The organism is Allobosea sp. AAP35 (assembly GCF_001295925.1).
Lineage (GTDB): Bacteria > Pseudomonadota > Alphaproteobacteria > Rhizobiales > Beijerinckiaceae > Allobosea.
The window spans coordinates 15,090-27,343 of sequence record NZ_LJHQ01000059.1; the positions used below are offsets into that span (position 1 = coordinate 15,090).

Sequence of the window (12,254 nt, forward strand, 5' to 3'; positions counted from 1 at the left end):
ACGGTGCCATCGAAAACCGATTGCGAGGCTCCGATGACCGACACTCTCCCCGACCGCCTCTCCTCGAATCCCAACAGCCCCTTCTACAACGAAGAACTGCTGGCGCGGGATATCGGCGTCCGCTTCAAGGGCGTCGAGAAGACCAATGTCGAGGAATACTGCGTCAGTGAGGGCTGGGTGCGCCTGACTGCTGGCTCCGCCAAGGACCGCTTCGGCAACCCGATGACGGTGAAGCTCAAGGGTGAGGTCGAGCCCTATTTCCGCGAGCCGCCCGCGGAGGCCTGAGCCGCGTGCTTCTGCCGGGCAGGGCTCGCCGAGACCGTCTCGCCTGATCGCGACCACACTGTCGGCCCTCCCCGCTGCGCTTGCAGGCGTAGCCATGGTCTCTCAGATCCGCGACGCCGCAAACCCTTGGCGGAATGCGGCTTCGCTGCTATGGCCCGCGCATGAGCACGAAGACCTTCGACAACATTCGCAACTTCTCGATCGTGGCGCATATCGACCACGGCAAGTCGACGCTGGCCGACCGGCTGATTCAGACCACCGGCACGGTCGCCGCACGCGACATGAGCGAGCAGATGCTCGACTCGATGGATATCGAGAAAGAGCGCGGCATCACCATCAAGGCGCAGACCGTCCGGCTCGATTATCGCGCGCAGGATGGCAAGGATTACATCCTGAACCTGATGGACACGCCCGGCCATGTCGACTTCGCCTATGAGGTCTCGCGCTCGCTCGCGGCCTGCGAGGGCTCGCTCCTGGTGGTCGACGCCTCGCAGGGCGTCGAGGCGCAGACGCTGGCCAACGTCTATCAGGCGCTCGACGCCGGCCACGAGATCGTCACCGTCCTCAACAAGATCGACCTGCCCGCCGCCGAGCCTGAGCGCATCAAGCAGCAGATCGAGGATGTGATCGGCCTCGACGCCTCGGAAGCCGTGGCGATCTCGGCCAAGACCGGCATCAATATCGAGGGCGTGCTGGAGGCGATCGTCCAGAAGCTGCCCGCCCCCAAGGGCGACAGCGAGGCCCCGCTGAAATGCCTGCTGGTCGATTCCTGGTATGACGCCTATCTCGGCGTCGTCGTGCTCGTGCGCGTCATCGACGGCGTGCTGAAGAAGAACATGACGATCCGCATGATGCGCGCCAACGCCGCCTATGGCGTCGACCGCGTCGGCGTGTTCAAGCCGAAGATGTCCGAAGTCAAGGAACTCGGCCCCGGCGAGGTCGGCTTCTTCACGGCTTCCATCAAGGAGGTCGCGGACACGGCGGTCGGCGACACCATCACCGACGAGAAGCGCCAGACGCCCCAGGCCCTGCCGGGCTTCAAGCCGGTGCAGCCGGTGGTGTTCTGCGGCATCTTTCCGGTCGATGCCGCCGATTTCGAGACGCTGCGCGCCGCGATGAGCCGCCTGCGCCTGAACGATGCCTCGTTCTCCTATGAAATGGAGACCTCGGCTGCGCTCGGCTTCGGCTTCCGCTGCGGCTTCCTCGGGCTGCTGCATCTGGAGATCATCCAGGAGCGGCTGGAGCGCGAATTCAACCTCAACCTGATCTCGACGGCGCCCTCGGTCGTCTATCGTCTCAACCTGCGCGACGGCACGGTGCTGGAACTGCACAACCCCGCCGACATGCCCGACGTGATGAAGATCGAGACGATCGAGGAGCCTTGGATCAAGGCGACGATCTTCACCCCCGACGACTATCTCGGTTCGGTTTTGAAGCTCTGCCAGGACCGTCGCGGCGTCCAGACCGACCTGTCCTATGTCGGCTCGCGCGCCAAGGTCGTCTACGATTTGCCGCTCAACGAGGTGGTGTTCGATTTCTACGACCGGCTGAAGTCGATCTCGAAGGGCTATGCCTCCTTCGACTACGCCATCACCGATTATCGCGAGGGCGACCTCGTGCGCATGTCGGTCCTGGTCAATGCCGAGCCGGTCGATGCGCTCTCGATGCTGGTCCACCGCTCGCGCGCCGATTCCCGCGGCCGTGCCATGTGCGAGAAGCTCAAGGATCTGATCCCGCCGCACATGTTCCAGATCCCCGTGCAGGCGGCGATCGGCGGCAAGATCATCGCGCGTGAAACCATCCGCGCCCTGCGCAAGGACGTCACCGCCAAGTGCTATGGCGGCGACGCCTCGCGCAAGCGCAAGCTTCTGGACAAGCAGAAGGAAGGCAAGAAGAAGATGCGGCAGTTCGGCCGCGTCGAGATCCCGCAGGAAGCCTTCATCGCCGCGCTGAAGATGGACGATTGAGCGGGGAGCGTCACGGTGCAAGTCACGTATGATCCCGCCGTCAACGCTGCTTACATCACCCTCGGCAAAGAGCCGGGAGAGCTCAAGACCGTTCAGGTCAGCGACGAGGTTCTCATCGATTTTGATGCGAATGGCGTGATCTACGGGATCGAGCTGCTCGACGCGCGACGCCAGCTTGCCTTGGAAAATGATCTTGAGTTGACGGTCGAGGTCGCCGGCCGCTCGTTGAAGCTACCTCTGGTGGTGGGGGACTAGCTCCCCCCTGCGCGTCATCCCGGACAAGCCGCGTCAGCGGCGCCGATCCGGGATCCATTCCTGAACGGTTCAGGCATGGATCCCGGGTCTCCGCTTCGCTGCGCCCGGGATGACGGCGGTTCGGTTCGCCAGGCGAACCTCACCAACCCAGCGCGCAGCCATCCTTGCGGTGGTCTGAGCCCGCCGACAGCACGCCGGTCACCGGATCGATCGCGATCGCCTGGCCGCCCCCGATCGCCGCGCCCGGCGCGGTGAAGGTGAAGCCGCGCCGCTCCAGCTCGGCCTTCACCGCCGCAGGCAACGTCTTTTCCGCCTCGATCGCGACCTGCCCCGGGCGCGGGAAGACGCGCGGCAGCGAGATCGCGGTCTGCAGGTCGAGCCCGTAATCGAGGACCTTGCTGACCAGATGGGCGTGGCCCATCGCCTGGTAGTGCCCGCCCATCACGCCGAAAGACAGGCAGACCTTGCCGTCGCGCAGCATCATGCCGGGGATGATCGTGTGCAGCGGGCGCTTGCGCGGCGCAATCGCGTTGGGGTGGCCGGTCTTGAGCACGAAGCCCTGGCCGCGGTTCTGCAGCAGCACGCCGCTCTTGGGCGCGACCAGCGCCGCGCCGAAGGGGTGGAACACCGAGTTGATGAAGCTCACCGCCATGCCGTCGCCATCGACGACGCTGATATAGACGGTGTCGGCATGCTCCACCTCGGTGGGCGCGAAGGAGGGCAATTCCTTGATCGCCTGCTTCAGGTCGATCTGGCTGCGCAGCTGCGCTGCCAACTCTTCCGAGAGCAGCCAGTCCAGCGGCACCTCGCCATGGCCAGGGTCGGCCAGCACCGCGTCGCGCACCGAATAGGCGAGCCGGGACGCCTCGATCTCGATGTGCAGGCGGTCCGCCGAGAGCGGGTCGCTGCCGGGCTCGAAGCCCGAGAGAATGTTGAGGATCATCAGCGCGATCACGCCCTGTCCGGCCGGCGGGCATTCGAAGACGTCATGGCCGCGAAAGCGCGTGCTGATCGGCGTGACATAGCCGCCCTTGGCCTCGCGAAAATCCTCCAGCGTATGCAGGCCGCCGAGCTCGCGCAGGCGGTCGACCATGTCCTGCGCGATCTCGCCCTCGTAGAAGGCGCTCGGCCCCTTCTCGGCGATGGCCTGCAGCGTCGTGGCGAGTTCGCGCTGGTGGTGGATCTCGCCGGCCAGCGGCGCGCGGCCCTCGGGCAGGAAAACGCGCGCGGTCGGCTCGTCCTTCGCCATCAGCGCGGCCTGCCCGGCCCAATCGGCGGCGGCGCGCGGCGCCACCACATAGCCGTCCCGCGCCAGTTCGATCGCCGGCTGCAGGAGGGTCGCCAGCGGCAGGCGGCCATGGTCCTTGACCAGCGTCGCCCAGGCCTCGACCGAGCCCGGAATCGTCACCGCATGGGGGGACTGGCGTGGAATCTCGCTGAAGCCCTGCGCCAGATACCAGTCGAGCGTCGCCGCCGCCGGCGCACGGCCCGAGCCGTCATAGGCGATAACCGTGTCGCTGCCGCCTTGCGCCATCAGCACGAAACAGTCGCCGCCGATGCCGGTTGAGCCCGGCTCGACCACGCATTGCACGGCGCAGGCCGCCACAGCTGCGTCGATCGCATTGCCACCAGCCTGCAGGATGCTGATCGCGGTGAGCGTCGCGGTCGGGTGGGAGGTCGCGGCCATGCCGCGCCGGCCCATCACCACTGAACGGCCGGGGAGTTCGTAGTCGCGCTGGTGGGGGTTGCTCACGTCGCTGTCTCCCAAGGGTCGGCCGGCTTTTTGTCGGTCTGTCATATCCGCACTCGCGCAGCGCGCGCCGTTTGGCAAGCGCCCCGGGTGCATCCGTGCCCTGCAACGGGTTTCCCATGGGCACGCGCGCTGATACGACCGGGATCAAGAAACCGAAGCTGGGGAGATGTAAGACCGTGCCGCTACCTGCCTCGCTCGCCGGGCGCCTGCGCCTGCCCGCCATTGCCTCGCCGATGTTTCTGGTCTCGGGCCCCGATCTCGTGGTCGAGACCTGCAAGGCTGGCATCCTGGGCACCTTCCCGGCGCTGAACCAGCGCACCAGCGAGGGTTACGTCGCCTGGCTCGACGAGATCGAGGAGCGGCTCGCCGATATTCCCGATGCGGCGCCCTTCGGCGTCAATCTCATCGTCCATCGCTCCAATCCGCGCCTGGAGGCCGATCTGGCGATCACGGCCCAGCACAAGGTGCCGCTCGTCATCACCTCGCTCGGCGCGGTGCCCGATCTGGTCAAGGCCGTGCATGGCTATGGCGGGCTGGTCTTCCACGACGTCATTAGCCTGCGCCATGCCCAGAAGGCAGCGGAAGCCGGCGTCGATGGCATCATCGCGGTCGCGGCTGGCGCCGGCGGCCATGCCGGCACGATGAGCCCCTTTGCGCTGGTCTCCGAGATCCGGCGTTTCTTTGGCGGCACGATCGTGCTGGCGGGCGCGATTTCGACGGGCGCCCAGATCGCCGCTGCGCAGATGATGGGCGCCGATCTCGCCTATCTCGGCACCCGCTTCATCGCCACCACCGAGAGCCTGGCCGACCCGGCTTACAAGGACATGCTGCTGCGCAGCCATGCGGCGGATATCCTCTACACGCCCGCAATCAGCGGCGTGCATGCCAATTTCATGCGCGAAAGCATCCAGGCTGCCGGCCTCGACCCCGACAATCTGGTCTCCCACGGCAAGCTCGACCTCGGCAACGAGGCCAAGGTCTGGAAGACGATCTGGTCGGCCGGCCAGGGCGTCGGCGCGATCGAGGACGTACCGACAACCGCCGAGTTGGGCGCGCGGCTGCTGACCGAGTACCGCCAGGCGCGGGCCTCGCTTTCGGGCTGAGCGAGCCTTCCTGCATCGTCGCCCGCTGATCGTTCGTTCATCCGTGCCGTCATCCCGGACGCGCCGCAAAGAGACGCAGATCCGCGATCCATCATAGAGCGCCGCCAGTGCCCTACGATGGATCCCGGGACAAGCCCGGGATGACGGTGGAGGTTCAGAGCCCGGCTAACCGACCCTTCGCTCCCGCCCCTCAGCCCTTCAGCTTCGTGTTGCACTGGCTCCAGTAGCCGCCGCCCTTGGCGATCCATTTCAGGTCGCCATTGGCGTTGGCGGCCTTGTTGGCGTTGTATTGGTCGGCGCAGGTCTTGAGACGCGCCCTGCCGGCCGTGAGGTCGTTGTATTTCGACGCCACCGCCTTCGGGAACACGGCGGGTTTGGCCTTCGCCGTCGCGGCGGCGGGCTTGGCCTGCGTGTTCAGCGGGGCGCTCGCGGGCGTCACGGCCGGCGCGGCTGGCTCGCTTACGGCGGCTGCGGCCTCGTTCTCGTCGGCGTCGTCATCGGCGCATTGGGCCTTGCGGAAGTCGTTCCACTTCTGGCCCTTCAGCGTGTTGGCCTTCTTGGCGTCCTGATATTTCGCGCTGCATTCCTTCATCGTCAGCGCCGCCGCCCGGGTGACCGGCAGGGCCGTCAGCGCCGCCAGGGCAGCACCGGCAAGGATGGCATTCCTCAACATGGTCGTCTCCATCGCAGGGGCGCGTCTGCCCCAACGTCATGGCACTCCCATTCACGCCGCCTGGCAAGTGGATTTTGCCAATCGCGCCCGCCTCCGGGCTCAGGCCAGCGAGCGCAGGTCGAAACCTGTGTCGGCCGCCTGTTCCGGCGTCGGCGAGAGTCCGGCCGCGATCAGGCGGCGGCCGTTCATATGGTCGGCCGGGCGGTTGATGCTTTCGATCGCGACCAGCCGTGCGCCGTCATAGCGAAACAGCGAGAAGCGCCCCTCCGCCACCGATCCGCGCAGGATCGCGGGCCCGCCGACCACGCCCAGCCCCACCATCTGGAGCTTGACGTCGTACTGGTCGGACCAGAACCACGGCACGGCCCCGTAGGGCTCGGGCCGACCGGCAATGGCGAAGCCGGCGGCGCGCCCCTGGTCATGGGCGTTCTGCACCGAGCTGAGCCGCAGGCGCCGTCCGGCGAAGACATTGGGGTGACTTGTGCAATCGCCGGCCGCGAAGATGCCCGGACCCGATGTCCGACCGAATTCATCGACGACGATGCCGTCGTCGATCATCAGCCCGGCGCTGACGGCAAGCTCCGTATTCGGCACGGCGCCGACGGCCGCCAGCACGAGGTCGCAGGGCAGGCGAGTGCCATCGGCGCAGATCACGGCGGTCGCCTGGCCGCCCTCGCCCTCGATCCGCTCGACCTTGGTCGCGAGCCTGACCGCGACGCCATGGGCCTCGTGGACACCCAGCATATAGGCGGAAATCTCGGGCGCGACGGCATGGCCGATCAGGCGCTGTCCAGCTTCGACGACGGTGACCTGTCTGCCGAGCGTGACCGCCGCCGAGGCGACCTCGAGCCCGATGAAGCCGCCGCCGATGATGACGATGGCGCGGGCGGCGGCGAGCCGGCTGCTGAGAGCCTGTGCGTCACCCAAGGAGCGCAGCGAGACGACACCGTCGAGATCGGCGCCGGGGCAGCGCAGCGCTGCCGCTCGCGCACCGGTCGTCAGGGCCAGCAATCTGAAGTTCAGCGCGCTGCCGTCATCGAGCTGGATGCGGCGGTTGTCCAGATCGAGGGCAACCGCATGTCGCCCGGCGATGAGGTCGATGTCGGCCTCGCTGTAGAAGGATGCCGCCTTCAGCGGCAGATGCGCGCCTGCCTTGCCCAGCAGAAAGCCCTTGGAGAGCGGCGGGCGCTGATAGGGCAGGTCGCTCTCGTCGCCGACCAATGCGATGCGCCCCGAAAAGCCGGCCTCGCGCGCCGCCGCGACGACCCCGACGCCGGCATAGGAGGCGCCGACCACCACCAGATCGAAATCCTCCCGGTCGGAACCGACCGCGCGGGACGAGACAAGGCTGGTCTGCATGCAAGCGGATCCATCGTGGAGCGGCGACCCACGGCCCCTGCTCTTTGGGCGACCATGCGGTCTCAAGCGATGGGGGCGTGCTGGCGGACAGGGAGGGATTCGAACCCTCGATACGGTTTCCCGTATACACACTTTCCAGGCGTGCGCCTTCAGCCACTCGGCCACCTGTCCGGCGCGCTGCTTATGACCGTCGAGCCGGCTTCTTTCAAGCGTGTTCTGCCATCGATCGACCGATGGTGTGAATACCTGCGGCACGCGGTTGCAAAGCGGGGTCTGAAGAGGCAGCTATCGGGCGCGCGGAGGCGACGCGTCCGGAGCGGCGCAAGCCGGGCGGTTGGCGCCTGTCCGGGGCCGGGTTATGGAGAGCGAATGGTGCGGTTCTTCCTGCGACTTCTCGGCTATCTGCTCGTCGCGGCGGGATTTGTCTCGATCGTCATCGACGGGGCCCGTTCGATCGCCAATTCCGCCGTTCAGTATACGCCCCTGAATCTCGCGCTGACGACGCTCTCGGGAATGCGCATCGAGACGCTGCAGCCCCTGATCGAGCGCGACATTCACCCGCTGTTGTGGGATCCGGCGATGTTGACCCTGCTGCGGGCGCCCGCGGCGCTGGTAGCTCTGCTGCTCGGGTTCCTGCTGCTGAGGCTCGGCGCGCCGCCGCAGCCCAAGATCGGCATCGTCACGAGACGGTGAAGCGGGGCGTGCCTGTCGCAAGGGCGAAGCGATACCTATGTCCTGGACCGAAACCGGTTATTCCGACGCAAATCCAGCCATGGAGCCCGACATGTTCTTCCTGCGCAAGAAGACCGCCCTGCCCGATCAGGCTACGGCGCTGCCCGGTCGCGCCCATCCGATTGCGACAGCCGAACGGCACTTCCTCAGCAAGCGCCCGCTGTTGGGGCCCTATCCGGAGGGCTCGCAAACCGCAATCTTCGGCCTCGGCTGCTTCTGGGGGGCCGAGCGCAAGTTCTGGCAGCTCGAATCGGGCGTCTGGGTCACCGCCGTGGGCTATATCGGCGGCTTTACGCCCAACCCGACCTATGACGAGGTCTGCTCCGGCCAGACTGGTCACAACGAGGTCGTGAAGATCGTCTTCGATCCGACGGTCCTGCCCTATGAGGTCCTGCTCAAGACCTTCTGGGAGAGCCATAATCCGACGCAGGGCATGCGTCAGGGCAATGATGTCGGCACGCAGTACCGCTCCGGCATCTATCTCACCGACGCGTCCCAGCGCGAGATCGCCGAACGCTCGCGGGAGGACTACGAGCAGGCGCTGCAGCAGCGTGGCTATGAACCGATCACGACCGAGATCATCGACGCGCCACCGTTCTACTTCGCCGAGGACTACCACCAGCAATATCTCGCGAAAAACCCGGCTGGTTATTGCGGCCTCGGCGGAACGGGCGTGACCTGTCAGATTGGCACCAGCGTCGCCGCCGCATGAGCGTGGCTGCCGGCTCTCGCAGGAGCCTCGCAAGTCCTGCCCGCGAGACGGCTCGCTGACCTGCTGCAGATGGGCGATGATGGCGAATGGGCCCTTGTTTCGCACCAGGTCCTGCAGCCGATCTTGGAAGAAAAGAAGCCAGGATCCGGCTCGGAGGTTCACTTTCTGTTCTTGAACGTCGAGGGGAACTCGGCTAGCCTCCCTTCGTGCAGGGGGGGCGCGGATGGTGACGCGGGTCGCAACGGTGGCGTTCGAGGGCATCGAGGCGCGCGCCGTCGATGTCCAGGTCCAGGTTACGCCCGGCGGCGTCGCGTTCATTCTGGTCGGGCTGCCCGACAAGGCGGTGGGCGAGAGCAAGGAGCGCGTCCGCGCCGCGCTGATCGCCTCGGGCCTGGCGCTGCCGGCCAAGCGCATCACCGTCAACCTCGCCCCAGCCGATCTGCCCAAGGAGGGCAGCCATTACGACCTGCCGATCGCGCTCGCCGTAATGGCGGCGATCGGCGCGATTCCTGCCGACGCGCTGGCGGGCTACACGGTGCTCGGCGAACTCGCGCTCGATGGCTCGATCACGGCGGTGGCTGGCGTGCTGCCGGCGGCAATCGCCGCCTATGGCCGGGGGCAGGGCCTGATCTGCCCGCACGCGTCGGGCCCGGAGGCCGCCTGGGCCGCGGCCGATATCGACATCCTCGCGCCGCGTTCGCTGATCCAGCTCGCCAACCATTTCAAGGGCACGCAGGTGATGGCGCGGCCGGAGCCCGCGGTCGCGCGCCCATCCGGCCCGCTGCCCGATCTCGCCGACATCAAGGGCCAGGAAAGCGCCAAGCGCGTGCTCGAGATCGCCGCGGCCGGCGGGCACAATCTCCTAATGTCAGATGCACTATTGTCGTTGCTCGTTAGCACTTCTTTTCCGCGAGCACGTCAATGTCGACAGCGATGGCAAAATCGAGAACGAAAGCGCAATCTGAGGCGGCGAAGCCGTGCGCATATTCCTATGTGCGCTTCTCGACGCCGGAGCAGGCGCGCGGCGAGAGTTTCCGCCGGCAGATCGAGGCGGCGCGGACCTATGCCGCCAAGCATGGCCTCGTGCTCGATGAGAGCTTTCGCGACGAGGGCATATCCGCGTTCAAGGGCAAGCATCGCGACGAGCGCGCGGCGCTTGGCGCATTCCTGAAGCGCGTCGAAACCGGAGATGTCGTAAAAGGCTCATACCTGCTGGTCGAAAGCCTCGACCGGCTGTCGCGCGAAGAGGTCGTTGATGCGCTGGAGCTGTTCCTCGGCCTCACCCGCAACGGCATCATCATCGTCACGCTGACCGATCAGCGGGTCTATTCGCGGGCGACCCTGCGGGCGGACCAGACCCAGCTGATCATCTCCATCGTGGTGATGTCGCGCGCGCACGAGGAGAGCGCGCTAAAGTCCAAGCGCGTCTCCGACGCCTGGGCGGCCAAGCGCCAGCGTGCGGCTGACGACAAGCAGGCGATGACGGCGCGCTGCCCAGGCTGGCTCGAACTCGTCGGCGGGCCGAAGTCGGGCGAGTATCGCGAGATCCCCAAGCGCGTCGAGATCGTTCGGAAAATGTTTGCCGATACGATCGCCGGACTCGGCCGCCGCTCGATTCAGGCGAAGTTGAACGCTGACGAAGTCCCGACCTGGGGCACGGGCAAGAAGAAGGGCCAGTACTGGCACGACAGCTACATCGCCAAAATCCTGTCGAACCCCGCGACCTTCGGACGCTACGTTCCGCGCGGCAAGCTCGCCGGTGGCTCGGATGCGACGGCGGAAAAGCCGATCGACGACTATTTCCCGGCGATCATCGATGAGGAGACCTATTGGGCAGCCCAGGCCGCGTCCAAGGCGCGCGGCTTCGGCAAGGGCACGCCCGGTCGCCGCAAGAACCTCTTGTCGGGCCTTGTGCGCTGCGAAGCTTGCAACAGCAACCTGGTGTTCATCGACAAGATGGTCCGCGGCGGCGGTCACAAGCTCCGCTGTGGCCGAGCCCATGCCAGCGCCGGCTGCGATCACCGCACCATGTACGATTACAAGAAGGTCGAGTACGCGGTCGTGTTTGGCCTCGGCCAGCGCCGCAAGGCGCTGATCGACGCGGCCAATGACCGCCAGAGCCAGGCGCAGGCCGCGCTGTCGGCAGCGCAAGCGCGGCGCGAGGGCATCGAGCGCCAGCTCGACAACCTGATCCAGCTCGTCCAGGCCTCGGGCGGCGGCAGTCGTCTCGGCAAGCAGGTCCAGGCGCTCGAGGCCGAGCTGGAGGCGGCCGAGACCGACATTGCCGTGCTCGACCGCGCCTTCCGGCAGTCACGGCCCGCCGACATCGACGAAGCCGCTGCCGGGCTCAAGGGTGTCTATGACAGCCTCAACGCCGACCCCGACGATCTCGCCATCCGGGCGGCGTTCCAGCAGCGCCTCAAGCTGCTCGTCGATCATGTCGTGCTCGGCCCGACCGGATTTGTCGCAACTCATAGCGACGGCTCGACCTCGTGCACCAGTTTTGCTGGTTCGCGGCGCTGAGCAGCTTTCGCTCTACTCGTAGAGCCGCCGCGTCGCGGATTCGGCGCGCGCGCTGAGCCCGGTTAGCATGCCGATTCGGCGCCGCACCTTTGACCAGTGCCCGGCGGACCGGTCGAGTTCGACGAACCGGCCCGGTCGCTGGTCATCGGCGAGCTTGCGCGCTGTAATAGGCCGAAGCGCCGTGCCGGCGTATCAGCGCGCGGGCGTCATCCTCGATGATGCGACGCTCTCTCGCCCGCCGATTGCGGCGCTCGACCAGCCATCCCCGCGTCCAGTTCAGCATGACGTCCATCGCTTGAAGCGTGTCCACCGCGATCATGACGCTTCGCAAACAGCAGGTCGACCGCCTCGGTGACCAGCGCCTCCAGCGTCGTCACCTCGCGCGCTGCCATCACCTTCAGGCGCACATGCGTGTCGAGATCGACATGCACGGTCAGCGCCTTGCGACCGCGCCGGCTCGGCGCAAGCGGCGACACCCGCTCTTCACGCCCATCAACAGCGTCCGTAACCAGTGCGGCCGCATCAAGCGGCACGGCCGCCAATGGCTCATCTGGCGCTGCCATCAAGTCGGCCAGTCTTGACCCGCGTGGCATGCAACTGCTCCCGATGGCGCGATGTAGATCCTTCCGACATCAGGCATGCCAGCATGTTGAGATTGCATGATCTCGAAAGACCGCATTCTCGGCATCTCGATCTTTCGACAGCCTGACCCGCCATTCTTCGCCGGCATGCGACTCAAGGGGAGTGGGGCTTCGCCCCTCTCCCCTCGCGAGCGCTCGGCGTTGGCGCCGGCAGCCTCGCGTGTCGCGCAGATCGGAAACCTGATCCCGTCGTCACCGTTTCTCCGACCCGATCCGCCCGCCGCGCAAGGCGGCCGGGCCCGCTCACGCTC

General features: G+C 66.7%; 11 protein-coding genes, 1 tRNA gene and 1 pseudogene. 8 read left to right on the forward strand and 5 right to left on the reverse strand.

Features of this window, described 5'->3' with window-relative positions:
• The first annotated feature begins 33 nt into the window (after nt 1-33).
• The 3 genes from IP69_RS18095 (at nt 34) to IP69_RS18105 (ending at nt 2,507) form a co-directional block, all read left to right on the forward strand.
• Nucleotides 34-285: a DUF3297 family protein gene (locus IP69_RS18095; RefSeq protein ID WP_054144232.1), complete on the forward strand. Its 252-nt coding sequence runs from the start codon at nt 34-36 to the stop codon at nt 283-285.
• Between the two features lie 161 nt (nt 286-446).
• Entirely contained in the window at nt 447-2,252 is a 1,806-nt protein-coding gene (gene lepA, locus IP69_RS18100; protein ID WP_054144244.1) for a translation elongation factor 4, read from the forward strand.
• 15 nt (nt 2,253-2,267) lie between these two features.
• Nucleotides 2,268-2,507, forward strand: a complete 240-nt coding sequence (locus tag IP69_RS18105; protein WP_054144233.1) for a DUF2283 domain-containing protein — start codon at nt 2,268-2,270, stop codon at nt 2,505-2,507.
• A 139-nt stretch (nt 2,508-2,646) separates the two neighbouring features.
• Here the strand turns inward: IP69_RS18105 and ggt are convergent, their stop codons facing one another.
• Nucleotides 2,647-4,209, reverse strand: a complete 1,563-nt coding sequence (gene ggt / locus IP69_RS18110) for a gamma-glutamyltransferase (RefSeq protein WP_054144234.1) — start codon at nt 4,207-4,209, stop codon at nt 2,647-2,649.
• A gap of 227 nt (nt 4,210-4,436) precedes the next feature.
• Here ggt and IP69_RS18115 point away from each other — a divergent pair, with 227 nt between their 5' ends.
• Entirely contained in the window at nt 4,437-5,363 is a 927-nt protein-coding gene (locus IP69_RS18115; RefSeq protein ID WP_054144235.1) for a nitronate monooxygenase, read from the forward strand.
• 190 nt (nt 5,364-5,553) lie between these two features.
• Here IP69_RS18115 and IP69_RS18120 read toward each other — a convergent pair whose 3' ends face one another.
• The 3 genes from IP69_RS18120 to IP69_RS18130 form a co-directional block, all read right to left on the reverse strand.
• Entirely contained in the window at nt 5,554-6,036 is a 483-nt protein-coding gene (locus tag IP69_RS18120; RefSeq protein WP_054144245.1) for a hypothetical protein, read from the reverse strand.
• A 99-nt stretch (nt 6,037-6,135) separates the two neighbouring features.
• Nucleotides 6,136-7,395 carry an FAD-dependent oxidoreductase gene (locus tag IP69_RS18125; RefSeq protein ID WP_054144236.1) on the reverse strand — a complete coding sequence of 420 codons (1,260 nt, stop codon included), beginning with the start codon at nt 7,393-7,395 and terminating at the stop codon, nt 6,136-6,138.
• Nucleotides 7,396-7,476: 81 nt separating this feature from the next.
• Nucleotides 7,477-7,566, reverse strand: a tRNA-Ser gene (locus tag IP69_RS18130).
• Nucleotides 7,567-7,764: 198 nt separating this feature from the next.
• Here IP69_RS18130 and IP69_RS18135 point away from each other — a divergent pair.
• The 4 genes and pseudogenes from IP69_RS18135 to IP69_RS18150 all read left to right on the forward strand — a co-directional run bounded on the left by IP69_RS18135 (nt 7,765) and on the right by IP69_RS18150 (nt 11,362).
• Entirely contained in the window at nt 7,765-8,088 is a 324-nt protein-coding gene (locus tag IP69_RS18135; RefSeq protein ID WP_054144237.1) for a hypothetical protein, read from the forward strand.
• A gap of 91 nt (nt 8,089-8,179) precedes the next feature.
• Nucleotides 8,180-8,839: a peptide-methionine (S)-S-oxide reductase MsrA gene (gene msrA / locus IP69_RS18140; RefSeq protein ID WP_054144246.1), complete on the forward strand. Its 660-nt coding sequence runs from the start codon at nt 8,180-8,182 to the stop codon at nt 8,837-8,839.
• A gap of 223 nt (nt 8,840-9,062) precedes the next feature.
• Nucleotides 9,063-9,710, forward strand: a pseudogene (locus tag IP69_RS21550) (magnesium chelatase domain-containing protein); the annotation flags it as partial.
• A 122-nt stretch (nt 9,711-9,832) separates the two neighbouring features.
• Entirely contained in the window at nt 9,833-11,362 is a 1,530-nt protein-coding gene (locus IP69_RS18150) for a recombinase family protein (RefSeq protein WP_197279940.1), read from the forward strand.
• Between the two features lie 206 nt (nt 11,363-11,568).
• Here IP69_RS18150 and IP69_RS18155 read toward each other — a convergent pair whose 3' ends face one another.
• Nucleotides 11,569-11,895, reverse strand: a complete 327-nt coding sequence (locus tag IP69_RS18155; protein WP_349236304.1) for a ribbon-helix-helix domain-containing protein — start codon at nt 11,893-11,895, stop codon at nt 11,569-11,571.
• Nucleotides 11,896-12,254: the final 359 nt, after the last annotated feature.